Annotated in this window: 23 protein-coding genes; 10 read left to right on the top strand and 13 right to left on the bottom strand. The window is 72.7% G+C overall.

The features are described 5' to 3' along the window. Positions 1-87 precede the first annotated feature (87 nt). From EYA84_RS03430 to EYA84_RS03410, 5 genes are read left to right on the top strand one after another with little or no spacing between them, the layout of a single operon-like run. Complete coding sequence (locus EYA84_RS03430; RefSeq protein WP_131051533.1) at positions 88-996, top strand: ABC transporter ATP-binding protein; 909 nt, start codon at positions 88-90, stop codon at positions 994-996. Positions 997-1,006: 10 nt separating this feature from the next. Then, positions 1,007-1,741 (top strand): ABC transporter permease, encoded by a 735-nt coding sequence (locus tag EYA84_RS03425; protein WP_131051532.1) that lies wholly within the window; start codon positions 1,007-1,009, stop codon positions 1,739-1,741. A gap of 11 nt (positions 1,742-1,752) precedes the next feature. Then, positions 1,753-3,009 (top strand): sensor histidine kinase, encoded by a 1,257-nt coding sequence (locus EYA84_RS03420; RefSeq protein WP_131051531.1) that lies wholly within the window; start codon positions 1,753-1,755, stop codon positions 3,007-3,009. After that, a complete protein-coding gene (locus EYA84_RS03415; RefSeq protein WP_131051530.1) occupies positions 3,006-3,656 on the top strand; it encodes a response regulator transcription factor in 651 nt (216 codons plus the stop codon). Before EYA84_RS03420 ends, EYA84_RS03415 begins: the two co-directional genes overlap by 4 nt. A gap of 3 nt (positions 3,657-3,659) precedes the next feature. Further along, positions 3,660-4,673, top strand: coding sequence for a YafY family protein (locus tag EYA84_RS03410; protein WP_131051529.1), 1,014 nt, complete (start codon positions 3,660-3,662; stop codon positions 4,671-4,673). 56 nt (positions 4,674-4,729) lie between these two features. Here EYA84_RS03410 and EYA84_RS03405 read toward each other — a convergent pair whose 3' ends face one another. From EYA84_RS03405 to EYA84_RS03370, 7 genes are all read right to left on the bottom strand, one after another. Beyond that, positions 4,730-5,644 (bottom strand): SDR family oxidoreductase, encoded by a 915-nt coding sequence (locus EYA84_RS03405; protein ID WP_131051528.1) that lies wholly within the window; start codon positions 5,642-5,644, stop codon positions 4,730-4,732. A gap of 113 nt (positions 5,645-5,757) precedes the next feature. Further along, positions 5,758-7,338, bottom strand: coding sequence for a DEAD/DEAH box helicase (locus tag EYA84_RS03400; protein ID WP_131051527.1), 1,581 nt, complete (start codon positions 7,336-7,338; stop codon positions 5,758-5,760). A 153-nt stretch (positions 7,339-7,491) separates the two neighbouring features. Then, positions 7,492-7,710 carry a hypothetical protein gene (locus tag EYA84_RS03395; RefSeq protein ID WP_117229133.1) on the bottom strand — a complete coding sequence of 73 codons (219 nt, stop codon included), beginning with the start codon at positions 7,708-7,710 and terminating at the stop codon, positions 7,492-7,494. Between the two features lie 226 nt (positions 7,711-7,936). After that, the gene (locus EYA84_RS03385) at positions 7,937-8,824 is read right to left on the bottom strand and encodes an alpha/beta fold hydrolase (protein ID WP_131051526.1); all 888 of its coding nucleotides are present in this window, start codon (positions 8,822-8,824) and stop codon (positions 7,937-7,939) included. Further along, entirely contained in the window at positions 8,821-9,135 is a 315-nt protein-coding gene (locus EYA84_RS03380; protein ID WP_131051525.1) for a DUF2516 family protein, read from the bottom strand. The genes EYA84_RS03385 and EYA84_RS03380 overlap by 4 nt, the downstream gene beginning before the upstream one ends. A gap of 82 nt (positions 9,136-9,217) precedes the next feature. After that, complete coding sequence (locus EYA84_RS03375; RefSeq protein WP_131051524.1) at positions 9,218-9,979, bottom strand: hypothetical protein; 762 nt, start codon at positions 9,977-9,979, stop codon at positions 9,218-9,220. Next, positions 9,976-10,611 (bottom strand): helix-turn-helix domain-containing protein, encoded by a 636-nt coding sequence (locus EYA84_RS03370; RefSeq protein ID WP_131051523.1) that lies wholly within the window; start codon positions 10,609-10,611, stop codon positions 9,976-9,978. Before EYA84_RS03370 ends, EYA84_RS03375 begins: the two co-directional genes overlap by 4 nt. Before the next feature lie 146 nt (positions 10,612-10,757). Here EYA84_RS03370 and EYA84_RS03365 point away from each other — a divergent pair, with 146 nt between their 5' ends. Next, complete coding sequence (locus EYA84_RS03365; RefSeq protein ID WP_131051522.1) at positions 10,758-11,561, top strand: alpha/beta fold hydrolase; 804 nt, start codon at positions 10,758-10,760, stop codon at positions 11,559-11,561. A gap of 130 nt (positions 11,562-11,691) precedes the next feature. Here the strand turns inward: EYA84_RS03365 and EYA84_RS03360 are convergent, their stop codons facing one another. The 4 genes from EYA84_RS03360 to EYA84_RS03345 all read right to left on the bottom strand — a co-directional run bounded on the left by EYA84_RS03360 (position 11,692) and on the right by EYA84_RS03345 (position 15,279). Beyond that, the gene (locus EYA84_RS03360) at positions 11,692-12,672 is read right to left on the bottom strand and encodes an asparaginase (protein ID WP_131051521.1); all 981 of its coding nucleotides are present in this window, start codon (positions 12,670-12,672) and stop codon (positions 11,692-11,694) included. Positions 12,673-12,745: 73 nt separating this feature from the next. After that, positions 12,746-13,573, bottom strand: a complete 828-nt coding sequence (locus EYA84_RS03355) for a 3-keto-5-aminohexanoate cleavage protein (protein ID WP_131051520.1) — start codon at positions 13,571-13,573, stop codon at positions 12,746-12,748. A gap of 162 nt (positions 13,574-13,735) precedes the next feature. Beyond that, positions 13,736-14,848 carry a folate-binding protein YgfZ gene (locus EYA84_RS03350; protein WP_131051519.1) on the bottom strand — a complete coding sequence of 371 codons (1,113 nt, stop codon included), beginning with the start codon at positions 14,846-14,848 and terminating at the stop codon, positions 13,736-13,738. Then, complete coding sequence (locus tag EYA84_RS03345) at positions 14,845-15,279, bottom strand: Fur family transcriptional regulator (protein WP_131051518.1); 435 nt, start codon at positions 15,277-15,279, stop codon at positions 14,845-14,847. The genes EYA84_RS03350 and EYA84_RS03345 overlap by 4 nt, the downstream gene beginning before the upstream one ends. A gap of 65 nt (positions 15,280-15,344) precedes the next feature. Between EYA84_RS03345 and EYA84_RS03340 the strand changes: the two genes are divergently transcribed. Then, positions 15,345-16,193, top strand: coding sequence for an aminotransferase class IV (locus EYA84_RS03340; protein WP_131051517.1), 849 nt, complete (start codon positions 15,345-15,347; stop codon positions 16,191-16,193). Positions 16,194-16,247: 54 nt separating this feature from the next. Here the strand turns inward: EYA84_RS03340 and EYA84_RS03335 are convergent, their stop codons facing one another. Both EYA84_RS03335 and mtfM read right to left on the bottom strand, forming a co-directional pair. After that, positions 16,248-16,847, bottom strand: a complete 600-nt coding sequence (locus EYA84_RS03335) for an FABP family protein (protein ID WP_131051516.1) — start codon at positions 16,845-16,847, stop codon at positions 16,248-16,250. 55 nt (positions 16,848-16,902) lie between these two features. Continuing rightward, positions 16,903-17,007, bottom strand: coding sequence for a small membrane protein MtfM (mtfM, locus tag EYA84_RS33890; protein WP_275540796.1), 105 nt, complete (start codon positions 17,005-17,007; stop codon positions 16,903-16,905). Positions 17,008-17,019: 12 nt separating this feature from the next. On the opposite strand from mtfM, the gene EYA84_RS03330 reads away from it, so the two are divergent. The 3 genes from EYA84_RS03330 (at position 17,020) to EYA84_RS03320 (ending at position 19,890) form a co-directional block, all read left to right on the top strand. Then, positions 17,020-17,394 (top strand): DsrE family protein, encoded by a 375-nt coding sequence (locus EYA84_RS03330; protein ID WP_131051515.1) that lies wholly within the window; start codon positions 17,020-17,022, stop codon positions 17,392-17,394. A gap of 61 nt (positions 17,395-17,455) precedes the next feature. Continuing rightward, positions 17,456-17,836, top strand: coding sequence for an SCP2 sterol-binding domain-containing protein (locus tag EYA84_RS03325; RefSeq protein ID WP_131051514.1), 381 nt, complete (start codon positions 17,456-17,458; stop codon positions 17,834-17,836). Next, positions 17,833-19,890 carry a glycogen debranching N-terminal domain-containing protein gene (locus EYA84_RS03320; RefSeq protein WP_131051513.1) on the top strand — a complete coding sequence of 686 codons (2,058 nt, stop codon included), beginning with the start codon at positions 17,833-17,835 and terminating at the stop codon, positions 19,888-19,890. Before EYA84_RS03325 ends, EYA84_RS03320 begins: the two co-directional genes overlap by 4 nt. Positions 19,891-20,054 lie beyond the last annotated feature (164 nt).

Here is a 20,054-nt window from a genome sequence, read left to right as displayed (position 1 = left end):
CCGAGCATCGCCCGTTGGTCGATCCGCCGCCGGGCCGCCGCCACGACGCTTGAGGGGTACGCGAACACGGCGGCGGGAGGCGGCGGCATGTCGGTCATCGAGGTGACCAGTCTGCACAAGCGGTACGGCGAGACGGTGGCGGTGGCGGACGTCTCCTTCGCCGTGGAGCCCGGAGAGATCTTCGGCGTACTCGGGCCGAACGGCGCCGGCAAGAGCACCACGGTGGAGTGCGTCGCCGGGCTGCGCGTCCCTGACGGGGGCGGGGTGTCGGTCCTCGGGCTCGACCCCCGCCGGGACGGGGCCCGGCTGCGCCAGCAGGTCGGGGTGCAACTCCAGGAGAGCCAACTGCCGGACCGGCTGCGGGTCACGGAGGCGCTGGAGTTGTACGCGTCGTTCTACCGCGAGCCGGACGACCCGGCCCGGCTGATCGACGAACTCGGCCTCGGCGAGAAGCGGCACACCCCGTACGCGAAGCTCTCCGGCGGGCAGAAGCAGCGACTGTCGATCGCGTTGGCCCTGGTCGGCAGGCCCCGGATCGCCATCCTCGACGAGCTGACCACCGGCCTGGACCCGCAGGCCCGGCGGGACACCTGGGGCCTGATCGAACGGGTACGCGACCGGGGCGTGACGATCGTGCTGGTCACCCATTTCATGGCGGAGGCCGAACGGCTCTGCGACCGGGTGGCGGTGATCGACCGGGGCCGGGTGGCGGCGCTGGACACGCCGGCCGGGCTGGTCGCGACGGTGGCACCGGAGCAGCGGGTACGGTTCCGGCCCTCGGCGCCACTGGACGACCGGCTGCTCACCGACCTGCCGCAGGTCAGCGCCGTGACGCGGACCGGCACGCAGGTGCTGGTCAGCGGCACCGGCGACCTGCTGCACGCGGTCACCTCGATACTCGCCCGGCACCGGATCACCGCCGCCGACCTGCGGCTGGAGCAGGCGACGCTCGACGACGCGTTCGTCGAGCTGACCGGGCACCGGCTCACCGACTGAAGGGACGACCATGCATGCCTTCGGCCAGATCCTCAGGACCGAGACCAGGCTCTATCTGCGGGACCTCCCGACTCTCCTGCTCACCGTCCTGCTGCCCACCGGGATCCTGACGGTGCTCGGGCTGGTCCCGTCGTTCCGCGAACCGGACCCGAACCTCGGTGGGCAGTCCTTCCTCACGTACTTCACTCCGTCGCTGCTGGTCGCCTCGGTGGCGATGGTCGGGGTGAACGTACTCCCGTCGGTGCTGGCCACCTACCGTGAGCGCGGCATCCTGCGGCGGTTGGCGACCACCCCGGCCAGCCCGGCGGCGCTGCTGGTCGCCCAGCTCGTCCTCGCCCTCGCCGGGATCCTGGCCAGCGCGGTGCTGCTCGCCCTGGTCGCCCGGTTCGCGTTCGGTTCACCGTTGCCGCAGCATCCGGTGGGGTTCGCCGCCGCCCTGGTCCTGGGTACGGCGGCCCTGCTGGCGTTGGGCCTGGTGATCGCGGCGGTGGCTGGCTCCGGCCGGTCGGCGCAGGCGATGTCGGTGCCGTTGTTCATGGTGGTGATGTTCTTCGGCGGGGTCTACCTGCCCCGGTTCCTGCTGCCCGACGTGCTGGCCGACCTCGGTGCCTATCTGCCGCCCGGGGTGCAGGCCCTGCTGGACGCCTGGACCGGCACCGCACCGGACCCGCTGCACCTGGGGATAATGGCGACGATCGCCCTGACGGCCGGCACCGTCGCGGCTAAACTGTTCCGCTGGCAGTGAGCGGGGGCCGGATGACCAGCAGCAGCGAGACCGGGCATCGGCCGGAGGTCTGGCAGGAGCGGCTCTACCGGGTGCTGCCCTTCGGCGGGCTCGCCGTGGGCACCCTGCTGACCGTTCTCGCACCGACCCCGCACAGTCTCCCGCTCACGATCATCCTGCCCGTCGTCGCAGCCGCCGCCTGCTGGGTCGCCTGGTTCGTCACCCTGCACCCGCACTGGTACGAGCGACGCGGCCCGATGGCCTTCTTCTACGTGGGGCTGCTGGGGTTCGCCACGACGCTGGTGATCGCCAGCCCGTGGTACGGCTTCTTCGCCTGGGTCGGCTTCGTGTACGCGTTCGTCCTGCCGGGCCGCTGGCCGATGGCCGGGGTGGTCGTCACCGCCGCGCTGCTCGGCACGTCGCAGAGCGGCGGGCTGCCGGTGCTCGCCTCGCACTGGTTGGTCTGGCTGGTGATGGTGCTGTTCAACCTGGTGGTCGCCGGGGGCGTGAGCTGGTTCGCCTTCGTGGCCGAACGGGAGGGCGAGAAGCGCAAGCGGCTGGTGGCGGAGCTGACCTCGGCCAACGAACGGCTCGCCGAGACCGTACGGGAGAACGAGGGGCTGCACGCGCAGCTCGTCACGCAGGCGCGGGAGGCCGGTGTGCGGGACGAACGCCAGCGGATGGCCCGGGAGATCCACGACACGCTGGCCCAGGGGCTGACCGGCATCATCACCCAGTTGGAGGCGGCCGAGCAGTCCCGGGACCGCTCCGCCGACTGGCAGCGGCACGTGGACAACGCGCTGGACCTGGCACGGGAGAGTCTGACCGAGGCGCGCCGGTCGGTGCGGGCGGTGCGCCCGGAGCCGCTGGAGACCGCCCGGCTGCCCGACGTACTCGCCGAGCTGGGTGGGCGCTGGTCGGCCCGGCACGGGGTGGCGGCCAGCGTCAGCACCACCGGTACGCCCCGCCCGCTGCATCCGGAGATCGAGGTGACGCTGCTCCGGGCCGCCCAGGAGGCGCTGGCGAACGTGGCCCGGCACGCCGCCGCGTCCCGGGTCGGGCTCACCCTGTCGTACATGTCGGACGTGGTGACGTTGGACGTCCGCGACGACGGGTCGGGGTTCGACGTCGACGGTGGCGCCGTACCGGACCGGGACGGCGGCTACGGCCTGACCGCGATGCGGCAACGGGTGACGCGGGTCGGCGGGCGGCTCGCCGTCGAGTCCGAACCCGGAACCGGCACCGCTGTCTCCGCGTCCGTGCCGGCTCTGCCCGGAGCCGCCGCATGACCGGCCCGGTACGCCTGCTCATCGTCGACGACCACCCGGTGGTGCGGGACGGGCTGCGGGGCATGTTCACCGGCGACCCCGGCTTCGAGGTGCTCGGCGAGGCGGCGGACGGCGCCGAGGCGCTCGCCCTGGCCGAGGCGCTGCGGCCGGACGTGGTGCTGATGGACCTGCGGATGCCGGGCATGGACGGGGTGACCGCGATCAGGCGGCTGGCCGCCTCCGGAAGCCCGGCGAAGGTGCTGGTGCTGACCACCTACGACACCGACGCCGACGTGCTGCCGGCGATCGAGGCGGGTGCCACCGGCTACCTGCTCAAGGACGCACCCCGGGAGGAACTGGTCCGGGCGGTCCGCGCCGCCGCCCGGGGCGAGTCGGTGCTCTCCCCCAGCGTCGCCGGACGGTTGATGGGGCGGCTGCGGTCGCCGCGTACGCCGGCCGAGGAGCCGCTGAGCCAGCGGGAACTCGACGTACTCACGCTGGTGGCCCGAGGTTCGTCGAACCGCGAGGCCGCCGCCCGGCTGTTCATCAGCGAGGCCACCGTCAAGACGCACCTGCTGCACGTGTACGCCAAGCTCGGCGTCAACGACCGGGCGGCGGCGGTGGCCGCCGCGTACGACCGGGGCCTGCTCACCCCCGGCGGGCGGTGACCGGTGCGCGCCGCCCGCCTGATCTCGTTGCTGCTGTTGTTGCAGGCCCGGGAGGTGATGACGGCGGCGGAGCTGGCCCGTGAGCTGGAGGTCTCCGAACGCACCGTCTACCGGGACGTGGTGGCGCTCTCCGCCGCCGGGGTGCCGGTCTATGCCGACCGGGGGCCGACGGGCGGCTACCGGCTGCTCGGCGGCTACCGGACCCGGTTGACCGGGATGACCCGGGACGAGGCGGAGGCCCTCTTCCTGGCCGGACTGCCCGGCCCGGCCGGTGAGATGGGACTCGCCGACGCGGTGGCGGCGGCGGAACTCAAGGTGCTCGCCGCGCTGCCACCGAGCCTGCGCGACGCCCCGGCCCGTACCGGACAGCGGTTCCACCTGGACGTGCCGGGCTGGTACCACCACCGGACCGCACCGCCGACGTGGCTGACCGAGCTGGCCGGAGCGGTCTGGCGGGACCGTGTGGTGACGCTGCGCTACCGGCGTGGGGAGCACGAGGTGACCCGCCGGATCTGCCCGTACGGCCTCGTGCTCAAGAGCGGGACCTGGTATCTCGTCGGCCGGGTCGGCGAGGACGTCCGCACCTACCGGGTGGACCGGGTCACCGCCGTCACGGCGGACGAGGAGACCTTCGACCGGGAACCGGACTTCGACCTGGCGGCGTACTGGCAGCGCCAGGCGGCGGCGTTCCTGCGGAGCATGCTGCGGGCCGAGGTGACGCTCCGGCTGAGCCCGGTCGGTCTGCGCGTGCTCCGGCACCTGGTCGACGCCCCCTTCGGGTACGACGAGGCGGTCGCCGCCGCCGACGGACCCGACGACCAGGGCTGGTCGACGATCCGGCTGCCCGTCGAGTCCGTCGATGTGGCCTACGCCCAACTGCTCGGGCTCGGGCCGGAGGTGGAGGTCTGCGACCCGCCCGAGTTGCGGGCCCGACTGGCCGAGGCGGCGGCCCGGACGGTCGCCCTCTACGCCACAGGCCGTCAGTCGCCCACCGATGGGGAGAGCGGCCGGCGGTGAAGGACAGCGGGCCGTGAGCCGCCGACCGGCGCGCACGGCCGGTCGGCGGAGGACGGTCAGCGGTAGCCGGTGACGTCGGCGGGACGGCCGGCGTCGACCACCTCGCTGATGTATCGGAAGGCGTCCGGCTGGCTGCCGTCGACGTCGGTGAAGCCGTACACCTGGGCCAGCTCACCGGCGGAGACCGACCGGCCGTTCCAGCGGTGCCGGTCGGAGTCGGTGGCGAGTGCGGCGACCGCCCGGCCGACGAAGGCGGGTGTCTCGGAGATGAGGAAGTGCGGGTCGGTGGCGGCACCGTCGCGCCAGTTCTCCTCGGTGACGCCGAAGTGCTCCAGCATCGCCTCCGACCGCAGCCACCCCGGGCTGAGCGCGACGGCCGTGCCGCCGTACTCCTTCAGCTCGTGCGCCCAGATGAAGGCGAGCCGGTTGACCGAGGTCTTGGCCAGGTCGTAGAAGACCGACAACCGGTAGTTGTCGTCGTTGTACGCCTTCGTGCCGTCGCCGATCTCCACGACCAGCCCACCCGGGCTGCGGGTCAGCAGCGCCAACGCGAAGTGGCTGGTGACCACGTGGGTCTCCACCGCCAGCCGCAGCGTCCGGAAACCGGCGTCGAGCGGCTGCTCCCAGACCGGCTTCTCCCAGGTGATCAGCGGGTCGGCGCCCCACACGTCGTTGACCAGCACGTCGAGTCGGCCCTGCTCGGCGTCGATCCGCTCGACCAGGGCCCGCACCTCGTCCGGTACCAGATGATCGGTGCGGACCGCGATCCCGGTGCCCCCGGCGGCGGTCACCAGCTCGGCGGTCTCCTCGATGGTCTCCGGCCGGTTCAGCTCGGAGCGCGCCGCCCGGCTGCTGCGCCCGGTGGCGTACACGGTGGCGCCGGCCGCGCCGAGCTGCACCGCGATCTGCCGGCCGGCTCCCCGGGTGGCCCCGGCGACCAGCGCCACCCTTCCCGTCAACGATGTCGTCATGACGGTCACGTTGCCAGGGATACCTGACAACCGACGTCAGCTTTGCCGACCACATCCCGCCGGTTCTTCGCGACGAGCCGGACCTGGCGGTGCCGCCGTCAACGGTCCTGCCGTCAGCCCTGCCGGCGGCGTCCGCCGGGCCGGGCACGGGCGGAGAAGGCCGCCGCTCCGGTGCGTGTCCCGCCGACCGGGGCCGCACCGGCTCGGGCCGACTGCGACCGCCCGCCCTGGGAACGACCGGAACCGGCCTGCGCCCCCTGGGCCCGGCCCGCACCGGTCTGGGTTTCCGAGGACCGGCCCAGGCTGGTCTGCGCGCCACGTGACCGACCGGTGCCCGCCTGGCTGCCATGGGACCGGCCGGTGCCGGGCTGTGCCGTCTGGGATCGGGCCCCACCGCTCTTGGCCGGTGCCGACGTGCCGCCGCGACGGCCGCCCCGGTTCGACCGTGGCTCGCGTGCCGACTCGGCGGACTCCACCGGCAGGGCGACCAGCGTCCGCTCCCCCGGGGCGATCTCGCGCAACAGCGCGTCACCCGGACGCAGCCGGGTGGTGGTCGCCCGGATGCCCGCCTTGCGGGTCAACTCCCGCACCTCGGACGCCTGCTGGTCGGTCATCAACGTGACGACGGTGCCGGCAGCGCCCGCCCGGGCGGTACGCCCCGACCGGTGCAGGTATGCCTTGTGCTCGGCGGGCGGGTCGGCGTGCACCACGAGGGCCACGTCGTCGATGTGGATGCCCCGGGCGGCGATGTCGGTGGCGACGAGCGTCTGCACCTCACCGTCGGAGAACGCCTGGAGATTGCGGGCCCGCGCCCCCTGGGCCAGGTTGCCGTGCAGCTCCACGGACTTCACCCCGGCGGCGACCAGTCGACGGGTGAGCGTCTTGGCTCCCCGCTTGGTCCGGGTGAACACCACGCTGCGCCCCGGCGTGGCGACCAGGTCCACCAGCACGGCGAACCGCTCGTCGGCGAGCACGTGCAGCACGTGGTGCGTCATCGCGGTGACCGGGGACTGCGCCGAGTCGACACTGTGCGTGATCGGGTCGGTGAGGAACCGGCGGACGAGCACGTCCACACCGGCGTCCAGGGTGGCGGAGAAGAGCAGGCGCTGACCGTCGCGTGGGGTCTGGTCCATCAACCGTCGCACGGTGGGCAGGAAGCCGAGGTCGGCCATGTGGTCGGCCTCGTCGAGCACGGTGATCTCGACCGCGTCCAGGTGTGCGTGGCCCGAGTCGACGTGATCGGCGAGGCGGCCCGGACAGGCCACCACGACGTCGACCCCGGCACGCAGCCCCTTGATCTGCGGGCCGGCGGCCACGCCGCCGAAGACGGTCATCGTGCGCAGCGACAGCGCCTGCGCCAGCGGCGCCATCACGGCGTCGATCTGGGAGGCCAGCTCACGGGTGGGCGCGAGGATCAGCGCCCGGGGACGCCCGGCCCGACGGGGCGCGGGAGTGGCCGCCAGACGGGTCAGCACCGCCAGCACGAAGGCGTAGGTCTTGCCCGAACCGGTGCGGCCACGGCCGAGCACGTCGCGCCCGGCGATCGCGTCGGGCAGCGTCGCCGCCTGGATCGGGAAGGGCCGGTCCACCCCGGTGACGGCGAGGACGCGGGTGAGCGCCTCGGGCACGCCGAGGTCGGCGAAGGTCGAAGTGGTCGAGGAGGTGTTCTGCTGCTGTGGGCGGCGTGCCGCCATGAATGCTCCGAACGTCGAAGAAAGATCCCCGCCCGGCGCTGACCGCTAGTTGGCCGCGGCGCGTGGCCTGGGACATCGAACCGGCCCGCCAGGACAGGGCCGCACGGTCAGTCTACCCCCTGCCGCCCGTCGACGTGTGGGAGCACGATCTGCTCAGGTCGCGACGTCCTGCCACTTGCGCTGGCCGTCCATCCACGCTCCGGCCAGGATTTCCGCCGACCGCAGGCCAGGACAGGGAATGATCTTCGACCCGCCGGCGCCGCCGCCGGCCCGGGCCTCGACCTCCCACGACTCGCCGTCGGTGCGGATGAACACGTCGCGACGACCACGCACGGTGCGGTCGCCGTTCCACCAGTGACGCTCGGTTCTCACCCACAGACCGTACAGCAGAAATCGCCGCGAAAGATGAGATGATCTTGTAACCTGTCGCGACGATCGGGTAAAGGATGCCGAGTCGGCCCAGCGTGCACCGGCTAACGGCTAGTCGGCGAGGAGGATGCGGACCCGGCGGCTGGCCCGACCCTCGCTCTCGACCATGACCACCCGAACCTGGCCGATCTGTGCCATCGACGCCACGTGGGGCCTTCGGGCCCCCAGGTCACCCGTTCAGGAACTCGGAGATCCGTCCGCGCAGATCGGCGCGGTCCGTCCACAGCACGCCGGGGCGGGCGTACCGGTGCAGGGTGGCATTCGGCAACACGGCGGCGATTTCCTCGGCCACCTCCACCGGGTGCAGGTCGTCGCCCTCGGCGGCGATCACCAGGGCCGGTGTGGTCACCGCCGCCAGCGCCGTGGCGTCCGGCACCGGCACCTGCCCCGGCAGGTCGGCCAGTCCGGCGGCGAGTCCGTCGCGGAGCAGGTGGTCCAGCCGCTGCCGCAGGTACGCCCAGCCGGCCGGAGTGTTGCGGACGGCCGGCGGCATCTCGGCCGAGACCACCTCGGCCACCGCCGAGGCGTCCCCGACCTCCACCGCCGCGAGCAGCTCGGTCAGCCGGGCGTGGGCCAGCGGCCCCCGGGGCCGGTCCAGCGCGGCGGGCAGGAAGAAGACCAACCGGTCGAAGCGGTCCGGGCTCTCCACCAGCAGGCGGCACAGCGCGCCCGCGCCGAGACTGACCCCGAGGGCGCGGGTCGCCGCGCTGAGATCGGCGACGGCGCGCAGGTCACGGGCGAGGTCGAGATAGCTCCACGGGCCGTCCGGCGCGTCCGAGCGACCGTGGCCACGGAACTGGAAGAAGACCTTGCGCCCGTTCACCCCGCTGCCGAACGGGCGGGTGGTGGCGATGCCGCTGCCGAACCCGTGCGCGAACACGGTCACCGGGTCACCGACGCCGGTGACCAGCCGCTCCAGGCGTACGCCGTGCGGGGTATCGAGCAGTTCGGTCTCCGGGTCCGGCAGCGGCGGGCGACCGGTACGCGGTGCGCCGGGCCCCGGCCCGCAGGTGCGTGGTCCGCCGTCCGGTGGTGGTGGCCAGCGGAAGGCCCTCACCAGGATCCTCTACCGTTGCCCAGTTCACGCAGGCCGACGCGCACGTCGAGCAGGTAGATGAGGGCGGCGGCGACACCGATCAGCCCGAAGATGCTCAGCGTGCTGCGGGTCAGCAGGGTCAGCAGGGTGGTGACCGCCAGGATCGCGATCCACCCGCCCTTCGGCAGGGTGCCGATTGCGGGGAAGGCGTCGGAGCGCTGGGTGACGGAGTGCACGAGTGCCACCCCCTGCACGACCAGTGCGAACACGAACAGGATCAGTTCGATCACGTAGCGGACGTCGAAGACGAAGATCGGCGCGGCGTTGGCCATGACGGCAAGCTTATGCTGGCGACCCCGGTTCCGTCCGACAGGACGGTGACCGGGGTCGCCGTGGTCTATGCGTCTGTCGTCGTCACTCGGCGGCGGGGCGGGTCCGCTTCGTGGCCCGGGGCAGCTTCGCCGACGGCGTGGTCCGCTTGACGGCCGGCTGTCCGGTGCCCGCCTTGGCCCGGGTGGCCTTCTTGGCGACGGCCGGCTTGGCCTCCACGATCTCGGCGACCTCGGCCGGGCTGGGCACCTCGGCCTTCTTGCGCCGCGTCACCGGCGCGGCGTCCGGCGTGATCGCGGTGGGCTCCACCGTGGCCTCGGTGGCGTCGATGTCGGCGTTCACCGTCTCGGCGGCCTCCACCACGCCCGCACCGACGACCCGCTCACCGTGCGCGACCAGCGCGCCGTACGCGGCCAGCGCCCGCTCCTGGGCGGCGTGGGCACCGGCGACGACCACGGCGGCGTTGCGGGTCGCCAGCTCCCGCAGCCGGTCGAGGTCGGTGGCCTCGCGCAGCTTCTGCACGTCGGCGGCCTCGCGCAGCTTCGCCGGGTCGGCGACCTCGCGCAGCCGGTGGAGGTCGGCGACCGGAGTGGCCTTCTGTCGCAGCGACTCGGCGGTCTGGTTGGCGTTGCGCAGCGCGTCGTTGGCCTTCTGCCGCAGCTCGAACCCGGCGACGACAGCCTTGCCGCCGAGGTCGCTCACGACCCGGCCACCGTCGGTGGCAACCCGGTCACGCAGCTCGCCGACCACCGTCGGCAGTCGGCGCAACTGCTTCAGGGCGAGGTCGCCGGCACCGGCGGCGGCGTAGAGCGGGGCGGGAATGCGGTCGGTCTTCGGCTGGGTCATGACGTCTCCTCCTGAGCCGCGTCGGCGGCCTTGCTGACGACCGTGCGGGCGGTCTTCTTGGCTGGGGTGCGGGTCGGCGCGGGGGCCTGACCGGCCTCCGTCACGGCGACCGATTCGAGGACGGCCTCGGTCGGCGAGCCCTCGGCGGTGGTGGGGCCGGTGGCGGCCAGGTTCGCCAGGTCGGGCGAGGTGAGGTCGGGACCGTCGTTCGCGGCGTTCGGCCCGGTGGACACGTCGGTGTCGGCGGTGCCCTCCCGTGCGGCGTCCGCTGCGGCGGTGGCATCGGCGAGCCGGGCGTTCTCCCGGCGGAACGTCTCGTAGATCTGGGTCAGGGACTGCTTCTGGGCCATGGTCAGGTCCTGGTCGACCGCGATGGCCGCCAGCACGCCCTGGCCCTCCTTGTCGTCGAGGAGCCCGGCGCGCAGGTACATCGCCGGGGTGGAGACCCGCAGGGCGCTCGCGAGCTGCTGGAGCACCTCGGCGCTCGGGCGGCGCAGACCCCGCTCTATCTGGCTCAGGTAGGGGTTGCTGACCCCGGCCTGCTCGGCGAGCTGCCGCAGCGAGATCTTCGCGTTCCGCCGCAGGTCACGTATGAACCCGCCGACGTCGGGAAGGTCCTTGGAAGTGGCCATGACCTCACGCTATCCGTCCCTGCTAGCTGCTGCAAGCAAAACGCTAGCCCGAGTTAGCAAGGTCTCAACGGGCAGGTGACCGCCGGTCGCACCGTCCCGCCGCGTGCAGGTTTGCGCCCACACGCGGCCGGTCGTACCGTCTCGCCGTGACCAAGATCGAAGTGAATGGCGCACGGTTGGCGTACGACGAGACGGGCTCCGGATCACCGGTCGTCCTGCTGCACGCCGGCATCGCGGACCGCCGGATGTGGCACGCGCAACTCGACGCGCTCGCCGTCCGGCACCGGGTGATCGCCGTCGACCTGCGTGGCTATGGCGAGTCCGAGTTGCCGGGCACCGCCTTCGCCCACCACCACGACGTGGCCGGCCTGCTCGACGCGCTCGACCTGCCCCGGGCCGCCCTGGTCGGCTGCTCGTTCGGCGGTGCGGTGGCGATCGACACCGCACTGGCATACCCGGCACGGGTCGGCGCACTCGCCCTGCTCGGCACCGCCGTCTCCGGCCACGAGTGGTCCGAGCAGACGAACGACCTGTGGGAAAGCCTGGTCGGCGAAGTGGACCCGGAGGACTTGGCCGCCACCGCCGCCGGTGAGGTGCGGTTCTGGGTGGTGGGCCCGGAACGGGACCCGTCGGACGTCGACCCGCACCTGCTGGCGTTCGCCACCGCCATGGACGAACGCGCACTCGCGGCCGAACTGGCGCTCAGCGCGGTGGACATCGCCGAACTGGATCCGCCGGCCACCGGGCGACTCGGCGAGCTGACCATGCCCGTACTGGTCATGGCGGGCGCGGCGGACGTACCCGACATCCGGCATCTGGCCGACCGCATCGCGGCGGAGGCCCCACACGCGGTCCGGCTGCCCGACGTCCCGGACGCCGCCCACCTGCTGCCCCTGGAGCGGCCGACCCCGGTCAACGCCGCCCTGCTCGACTTCCTGCCTTCGCCGTAAGGGTTTGGTGTAAGGAAGGGCCCCCTGCTAACGCCTGCGGTAGAGCACGGGTCCCCTCCTAACATCCACCCCACACATCCACCCCACATCCACCCGGCAGCGGTCGACGGCCGTTGCCGGGGAGCGGGCGTCACCAGAGCGGACGGACGGCACCGACGGGCAGGCCACCACCGAAGATCGGCACCTCGGCGAACTCCGTCAGCACCGGCGCGTCGACACCGAGCCGACGCAGCGCGGAGACCAGCACCGGCATCCGAGGACGACCAGCACCGTCGTCGATCTTCAAGGCAACAGCACCGACGCCGGGCAGCGCCGTCGCGATCACGCCCTCCGCGCCCACCTTCGCCAGCAGCCCCGGTACGCCCCGCATCAGCCGGGTGTCGTCGGCCTCCGTACCGCCGACGATCTCCGGGTGCCCGCGCATGGCGTCGGCCACCGTACGCGACGCCGTGCCCTCCTCCGCCGTCACCAGCCGCAGGTACGCCCCGGCCAGCCCGGTCAGCGACGCCGACAGCACCGGCGCGCCGCAGCCGTCCACCCCGACCGCCACGGCCCGCTCGCCGGTCGACTCCTCGACCGCGTCGCGTACCCGCTGCTGGAGCGGGTGCTCCGGACGCCAGTACCCGTCCACCGGCCATCCGGCGGCCCGGCAGGTCAGCACCATCCCGGCGTGCTTGCCGGAACAGTTCATCTGGAGCCGGGTGGGACCGCCGCCGGCCCGCAGCACCGCCTCGCGGGCCTGCTCACCGACCGGCAGGTCCGGCGGGCAGTGCAGCGCGTCCTCGTCCAGACCGGCGGTGGCGAGCAGCCCGGCCACCCGGGCCAGGTGGAACTCCTCCCCCGCGTGGCTGGCCGACACCAGAGCCAGGTCGGCCGACTCGGTCAGCGGCAACCCGGCGCCGATCATCCCGACCGTCTGCATCGGTTTGCTGGCGGAACGCGGGAAGATCGGCGAGGTCACGTCACCTGCGGCGGCGACCACCGCGCCATCGGCGTCGAGCACCACCACCGACCCCCGGTGTACGCCCTCCACGAACCCGGACCGGACCACCTCGGCGAGGGCCACGCCGCCCTCGTACGTCTCTCCCACAACGTGGACGCTACCCACGATGCAGGCAGGGCCGACACCGGGGTGAGCAGGGACGCCACCTCCGGGTGTACAGCAACGGTGGGGAGTCTCCCCCTTACATGCCGAGCATCTCGCGCGCCTCGGCGGTGGTCATCGGCGGACGCTGCGCGAGCTGGGCGAACCCGACCGCGCGGGCGACGAGCTGCATGTTGGACTCCACCGGCCGCCCCTTGGCGTACGTGACCGTGTCCTCCATGCCGACCCGTAGGTGACCACCGGCCGACAGACTGGCGAGCAGCACCGGAATGCTGGTACGGCCGACGCCGGTCGCCGAGAACGTGGTCCCCTCGGGCAGGTCCCGCAGCATCTGCTGCGCCGCCACCAGGGTCGCCGTGGTGCCCGGCATCCCGCCCGGCACCCCCATCACGAAGTCGACGTGCACATGACCGCCGTGCGGCAGCCCGTACCGGCCGAGCAGCCGCTGCAACGCGGTCAGGTGGCCGAGGTCGAAGATCTCGTACTCGGGCACGACGCCCCGCTCCTGCATCCGGGTGTGCAGGTCGACGATGAACTCCCAGCGGTTGAGGAACACGTCGTCGCCGAAGTTGACCGTGCCCATGGTGCACGAGGCCATGTCCGGTCCCGCCTCCAGCACGGCCAGCCGGTCGGACTCCGGGTCGGTGACCGCCCCACCGGTGGAGAGCTGCACGATCAGGTCGGTGCTCTCCCGCAGCGCCGCCACGGTCTCCCGTAGCCGTCCCGGGTCCAGCGTCGGGCGCGCCTGGCCGTCGCGGATGTGGACGTGGATCACGGAGGCGCCCAGCGCCTCGCACTCCTTGGCGGTGAGCAGCAGCTCGTCCAGGGTCACCGGCAGCGCCGGCACCTCCGTCTTGGCCGACTCCGCGCCGGTGGGGGCAACCGTGATCAACGTCGCTGTCGTCATGCCGGCGATCCTAGAACCCCCGGCCCGACCTCCGGCGCAGGCAGGTGCCGTCAGCGCGAGCGGGGAGCCGCTGGAAGCAGGCAGGTGCCGTCAGCGCGAGCCGGGAGCAGGTGTTAGCAGGGGACCCCTGCTATACCGCAGGCGTTAATAAGGTGCCCTTCCTTACTCCGGGTCGATGGCGGCGGTGCTCTCGCCGACCCGGAGCGTGGCGTCGTCGGCGACCGAGCGCTTCACCACGGCCAGCGCGATCTGGCCCTGCTCGTGGTGGTGCACGGCGGTGCCGACGAAGCCGACCGTCCGGTCGCCCAGCGTGATCGGGGTACCGGCGGCCGGGAGCTGGTCGGTCATCACCCCATCGAGGTGCAGCAGGACCAACCGACGCGGCGGACGCCCCATGTTGTGCACCCGGGCGACCGTCTCCTGCCCCCGGTAGCAGCCCTTGTCCAGGTGCACGGCGGGGGCGATGAGGTCCACCTCGGCGGGGATGGTCCGGTGATCGGTGTCGACGCCGACCCGGGCCCGGTGGGCGGCGACCCGCACCGCCTCGTACGCCCACAGGCCGGCGGGCCGCACACCGCCGTCGCGCAGCCGGTTCACCACCTGCTCCATCGAGGCCCGGGGCACCAGCAGGTCCACCCCGAGCGGCACCCGACGGGCCCATCCGCCGCCGGGCAGCGGCGTGACGTCGTACCGGGCGCTCGGGCGGGCGGGCAGTTCACCGGCGCGGAACTTGGCACCCGGTACGTCGAGCACCTCGGGCTCGGCGAGCGGCGGCACGTCCAGCAGGGCCACCGCGTCGGGTGTCTTCGGCCCGACCAGTGACAGCAGCGCGTACTCGGCGGTGGCGTCGCGGGGCTCGACCCGGCTGAAGAAGCGCATCTTCTCCAGGTAACCCAGCAGGCTCCCGGTGGCGCCGGGCTCGGTGTCCAGCCAGGTGGTGTCGCCGTCCTCGGTCACCATGGCGTGCTGCTCGACGTGCCCGTGCGGGGAGAGCACCAGCAACTCGGTGCCCTGCCAGGGGCCGAGCTGCGCCAGGTGCTGGGTGGTGAGGGTGTGCAGCCAGGAGATCCGCTCCGCGCCCGGCACCGCGACGACGCCCCGGTGCGAGCGGTCCACCAGGCCGACCTCGGTGTCGAGTAGCCGCTGCTCACGCATCGGGTCGCCGTAGTGCGCGGCCACCGACCGTACGCCGGCTGCCGCGTGCGCCGGCTCCGGCTGGTCCCGGCTGGCCTCGTCGATGCTCTCCACGGCCACCGCACCCGCGATGTCGATCATTTCTGGTCCCCGTCCCCGTCTCCGCACCGCTCGCACACGCCGAAGAAGGAGACGTGGCCGATGTCGACCCGGAAGCCCCGCTCGGTCGCCAACTGGTCGGCCAGCGGGCGCAACAGCTCGGGTTCCATCTCGTCGATCGCGCCGCACTCCCGGCAGACCAGGTGGACGTGCTGGTCCTCCCCGGCGGCGTGGTAGGTCGGCGAACCGTGCGACAGATGGGTGTGGGTGACCAGGCCGAGCCGCTCCAGCAGCTCCAGCGTGCGATAGATGGTGGTGATGTTGACACCGGCGGCGACCTCGCGGACCGCCGTGTGCACCTGCTCCGGGGTGGCGTGCCCCAGGTCCAGCACCGCTTGCAGGATCAGCTGCCGCTGCGCCGTCAGCCGCAGCCCACGGGCGCGGAGCAGTTCCGCCAGGGAGGATTCGGACACCCTCCGATCATAGTTCGGCGGTACGCGTACCTGCGGGTGCGGGCGTCGGCACTACGCTCGGCCCCATGGTGGCGTCGCGGATCGGCGTACTGGGACAGGGCCTGCGACCGCCCGGCGAGCCGCTGCTGCGCGGCGACGATCTCGGGGTCCTGCACGGCGACGGACTGTTCGAGACCATGCATCTGCGCGGCGGTCGGCCGTGGCTACGGCAGGAGCACCTGGCCCGGATGCGGGCCGGCGCGGCCTTCGTCGAGCTGCCCCTGCCTCCCGACGCCGAGCTGGTCGCGCTGCTGGACGATGTCGCCGCCGGTTGGCCGACCGAGGTCGAGGGCGCGCTCCGGCTGGTCTGCACCCGCGGCCCCGAGGGCGGCGGAGGACCCACCGTGTACGCCACCCTCGCCGAGGTGCCGGCGACGGCGCGGCAGGCCCGCCGGGACGGGGTACGGGTGGCCACCCTCCCGCTGGGCGTCCCCGCGCAGGCCCGCCCCGAGCTCGACTGGCTCCCCGCCGGTCTCAAGTCGACCTCGTACCGGGCGAGCACCGCCGCCCGCCGTTGGGCGGCCCGGGCCGGCGTCGACGACGTGCTCTGGGTCTCCTCCGACGAGTACGTGCTGGAGGGGCCGACCGCCAACGTGGTCTGGCTGGACGGGGACGTCCTCTGCACGGTGCCGGCCCGCCGGACCGGCATCCTGCCCGGAACCACCGTCGCGTGGCTGCTGGCGCACGCCGCCGAGCTGGGCTGCACGGCCGACGAACGGATGGTCACGCCGGCTGGGCTGCGGACCGCCGACGGCGTCTGGCTCACCTCGTCCGTACGCGGCGCGGTGGCGGTCCGCAGTCTCGACGGCACGCCGCTGCCGGCCGGTACGCGTACCGGGGCGGTGCAGGAACTGCTCGGTTTCCCGCTGCCCTGACGGCTGTCGCCGCAAGCCGACCACCCGACGGCCGACCGCCGGATGCCGGACGGCTCAGCCGGCCACCCGGATCAGGCGTGCCGACAGGTGCGGCGTGAGCGGCTGACCGACCGCCGCCATGTCCTGCGCGTAGAGCAGCGCCCCCTCGACGATGCCGAAGAGCCGGTGCCCGGCCGTCACCTCCTTGGCGGTGGAGGTCCGCACCACGGCGTCGGTGACGAACTCGATCTGCGTACCCTTGCGCCGCCCGACGTGCAGCTCCATCACCCCGGTGGGGACGGTGAGCAGCGCCTCCAGCTCGTCGGTGACCCGGTCACCGTCGAGCACCGGACGCCACCAGCCGACCTCACGCCCGGCCGGGCGCACCGGCTGGCTCTGCTCGTCGAGGATCCACGCCCGCGACTCGTAGTGCAGGAACGGTCGGCCGTCGTGGCTGATCCGGATCTCCTGGGCGAAGTCGAAGTCCTCGATGGTGGGGAAACCGCCCCGGCCGCGTCCCCGCCAGACACCGACGTACGGCAGCAGCCCGTCCAGGCTCGGGTGCAGCTTCGGCCCGACCCGCAGGTCGTGGCTCTCCTCGAAGGGGTACGGCTCGACCGGCGGCGCGTTCAGCCACGGCGGCGGTGCCAGCGGATTGTCGTCCGACGCGCTCACTGTGCCTCTTTCGTTCGCGACTGCGGGGCTCGCAAACCCGGCTCACTCCTCGCGCTCACTGTCTACCTCTCGCTATGAGTACCGCCACGTAGACCAGGCCACCGGCGAGCGCGCCCAGGCCGGCGACCAGCAGGCTGACGAACCCGATCTCGGTGACCATCCGGCTCATCCTATGCTGGGCGGTATGGCCCGCACTCTCGTCGTCAAGGCCACCGCCGGCGCCGACTCGCCGGAGCGTTGCGCCCAGGCGTTCACCGTCGCCGCCACTGCGGCGGCAGCCGGGGTACCCGTCTCGCTCTGGCTCACCGGTGAGTCGACCTGGTTCGCGTTGCCCGGTCACGCACAGAACTTCGAGCTGCCGCACTCGGCGCCCCTGGCCGAGCTGCTGCACGTGATCCTCTCCACCGGCACGGTGACCGCCTGCACCCAGTGCGCCGCCCGCCGGGACATCGGCACGGGTGACGTGATCCCCGGCGTACGGATCGCCGGTGCCGCCGTCTTCGTGGAGGAGACGATGGCCGAGGGCGCACAGGCGCTCGTGTACTGACATCGCCGGCCTGCGCGCCGGAACTGGCCCGACAACTCGGACTAATGCCTACGATTCGGGTGTGACCGAGGCGACCGAGCAGTTCTTCGCGGCGCTGCCGGCCCGGGCCCCGGAGGTACTCCGCGCCCCCGTGGCGGGCACGCTCCGGATCGACCTCTCCGACGGCCACCACACCGAACACTGGCTCGTCCGGATGCGACCGGGCGCGGCCGAGGTGAGTCAGGGTCCGGAGGCCGCCGACGCCGTCTGGTACTGCGGCGTGCACCTGTTCGACCGGCTGGTCACCGGCCAGTCGCAGAGCATCTCCGCGGTGTTCCGCAACGAGAGCACGTACACCGGGGACGTGGTCCTGTTCCTCGCCTTCCGGCGCTTCTTCCCCCCGCCCCCCGGCACCCGGGACCCGCGCGAGGTGGCCCGCGAGCACGTCAGGCGGACCCGGTGAAAGAACTCGTCAGCATCCTGGACGGCAACACCTTCCTGGTCAGCGACCGGCGCGGCGACATCGAGCCGGCCCTCGACTTCCCCACCGGCCTTTTCTCCTTCGACACCCGGTTCCTCTCCACCTGGCTGCTGCTGCTCGACGGCGAACGGCTGCACGCACTGTCGCTCGACGACTCGGAGTCGCACCGGACCCGCTACTTCCTGGTGCCGGGCGAGCCCACCCACTTCCTGGACGCCAAGGTCTCGGTGATCCGCAGCCGGGCCATCAGCGGCAGCTTCGAGGAGGAGCTGACCGTGCTCAACCACTCCGGGCAGTCGATGATGTTCACCGTCCGGATCGAGATGGGTGCCGACTTCGCGGACCTCTTCGAGATCAAGGACACCCAGCGCAAGCGCGGCGAGCACACCGCCACCCCCGGCGAGAACGCGCTGCGCCTGGACTACCGCCGGGAGGCGTTCCACCGGGAGACGGTGATCAGCAGCAGCGCACCGGCGGAGGTCGACCTGACCGGGATGACCTTCGCGATCGAGATCGGGCCGCACGGCGAGTGGACCACCCGGCTCGCCGTCACCACCACGATCTACGGCGCCCGGGGCGAGGACGTCCGCAGCCAACTCCCCTTCTCCGGTAGCCGGACGACCGCCGTCATCCAGGCCGAGCACGCCGAGTTCATCGCCAAGGCACCGAAGCTGAGCTGCGACTACCAACCGCTGACCGAGGCGTACCGGCGCAGCCTCGACGACCTGGCCGCGCTCCGGTACGAGTCGATCGCGCTCGGCGTACGACTGCTGGCCACCGGCCTGCCCTGGTTCATGACCCTGTTCGGCCGGGACAGCATCATCACCTCGCTCCAGGTCCTGCCGTTCCAGCCGGAACTGATCCCGCCCACGCTCACGATGCTGGCCGGTCTCCAGGGGCACCGGCTGGACGACTTCCGCGACGAGGAGCCCGGCAAGATCCTGCACGAGCTGCGCTACGGCGAGACCGCCGGCTTCGAGGAGCAGCCGCACTCGCCCTACTACGGCGCCGCCGACTCCACGCCGCTGTTCGTGATCCTGCTCGACGAGTACGAGCGGTGGACCGGCGACGTGGCACTTGTCAAACGGCTGGAACTGGCCGTGAGGGGCGCACTGGCCTGGATCGACACGTACGGCGACCTGCTCGGCACCGGTTACCTCTGGTACCAGACCCGCAACCCGAAGACCGGCCTGGAGAACCAGTGCTGGAAAGACTCGTGGGACGCGATCTCCTACTCCGACGGCCGGCTGCCGAGCTTCCCCCGGGCCACCTGCGAACAGCAGGGCTACGCGTACGACGCCAAGCTGCGCGGCGCCCGGATGGCCCGGCTGTTCTGGAACGACCCGGAGTACGCCGACCGGCTGGAACGGGAGGCCGCCGAGCTGAAGGAACGGTTCAACCGGGACTTCTGGTTGCCCGAGAAGGAGTACTACGCGCTGGCCCTGGACGCCGACGGCACGCCGGTGGATGCGCTCAGTTCCAACATCGGGCACCTGCTCTGGAGCGGCATCGTCGAGGAGTCGAGGGCCCGACGGATCGCCGACCACCTCGTCGGGCCGCGACTCTTCTCCGGCTGGGGTGTCCGCACCCTCGCCGACGACCAGGGGCGGTACAACCCGATCGGCTACCACGTCGGCACGGTCTGGCCCTTCGACAACTCGATCATCGCCTGGGGGCTGTGGAAGTACGGCTTCCGCGAGCAGGCCGGGCAGATCTGCGAGTCGATCCTGACGGCGGCGCGCTACTTCGACGGCCGACTGCCGGAGGCGTTCGCCGGGTACGAGCGCGACCTCACCGAGTACCCGGTGCAGTACCCGACCGCGTGCAGCCCGCAGGCCTGGTCGGCGGGGACGCCGTTGATGTTGCTGCGGGTGATGCTCGGGCTCGAACCGCAGGGCGAGCACCTGATCGTCGACCCGCACGTGCCGCAGGGGGTCGGGCGGGTCGAGCTGCTGGACATCCCCGGGCGCTGGGGTCGCGCGGACGCGCTGGGCCGCAGCCGTAGGCGGGACGACGGGAACGGTCAGCCGGTGTAGGAGATCAGCCGGCGCAGCCGGTGGTGGCGGAGAGCACCACCTCGTCCGCGCCGAGGTCGGCGAGGACCGCGACGCCGTCGCGCCGGAAGGCGTACACCTCGTCGGTGTCGACCACCGGCGTGCCGCCGGCCAGCGGCGCGAGCGTGGCCTGCGGCGACGCGGGC

The sequence above is a fragment of the Verrucosispora sp. SN26_14.1 genome (genome assembly GCF_004307965.1).
In the GTDB taxonomy this organism is placed as follows: domain Bacteria; phylum Actinomycetota; class Actinomycetes; order Mycobacteriales; family Micromonosporaceae; genus Micromonospora.
The sequence above is the reverse complement of the archived record's forward strand: the minus strand, read 5'-3'. Positions and strand labels throughout refer to the sequence as shown.

What these genes read in the sequence shown, in the direction of transcription:
- EYA84_RS03330 (WP_131051515.1), top strand. Translation starts at nt 17,020, where the DNA reads ATGCTGGGCGGTATGGCCCGCACTCTCGTCGTCAAGGCCACCGCCGGC.
- mtfM (WP_275540796.1), bottom strand. Translation starts at nt 17,007, where the DNA reads ATGGTCACCGAGATCGGGTTCGTCAGCCTGCTGGTCGCCGGCCTGGGC.
- EYA84_RS03380 (WP_131051525.1), bottom strand. Translation starts at nt 9,135, where the DNA reads ATGGCCAACGCCGCGCCGATCTTCGTCTTCGACGTCCGCTACGTGATC.
- EYA84_RS03375 (WP_131051524.1), bottom strand. Translation starts at nt 9,979, where the DNA reads ATGACCCAGCCGAAGACCGACCGCATTCCCGCCCCGCTCTACGCCGCC.
- EYA84_RS03340 (WP_131051517.1), top strand. Translation starts at nt 15,345, where the DNA reads ATGGTGGCGTCGCGGATCGGCGTACTGGGACAGGGCCTGCGACCGCCC.
- EYA84_RS03370 (WP_131051523.1), bottom strand. Translation starts at nt 10,611, where the DNA reads ATGGCCACTTCCAAGGACCTTCCCGACGTCGGCGGGTTCATACGTGAC.
- EYA84_RS03350 (WP_131051519.1), bottom strand. Translation starts at nt 14,848, where the DNA reads ATGATCGACATCGCGGGTGCGGTGGCCGTGGAGAGCATCGACGAGGCC.
- EYA84_RS03355 (WP_131051520.1), bottom strand. Translation starts at nt 13,573, where the DNA reads ATGACGACAGCGACGTTGATCACGGTTGCCCCCACCGGCGCGGAGTCG.
- EYA84_RS03420 (WP_131051531.1), top strand. Translation starts at nt 1,753, where the DNA reads ATGACCAGCAGCAGCGAGACCGGGCATCGGCCGGAGGTCTGGCAGGAG.
- EYA84_RS03415 (WP_131051530.1), top strand. Translation starts at nt 3,006, where the DNA reads ATGACCGGCCCGGTACGCCTGCTCATCGTCGACGACCACCCGGTGGTG.
- EYA84_RS03425 (WP_131051532.1), top strand. Translation starts at nt 1,007, where the DNA reads ATGCATGCCTTCGGCCAGATCCTCAGGACCGAGACCAGGCTCTATCTG.
- EYA84_RS03430 (WP_131051533.1), top strand. Translation starts at nt 88, where the DNA reads ATGTCGGTCATCGAGGTGACCAGTCTGCACAAGCGGTACGGCGAGACG.
- EYA84_RS03405 (WP_131051528.1), bottom strand. Translation starts at nt 5,644, where the DNA reads ATGACGACATCGTTGACGGGAAGGGTGGCGCTGGTCGCCGGGGCCACC.
- EYA84_RS03400 (WP_131051527.1), bottom strand. Translation starts at nt 7,338, where the DNA reads ATGGCGGCACGCCGCCCACAGCAGCAGAACACCTCCTCGACCACTTCG.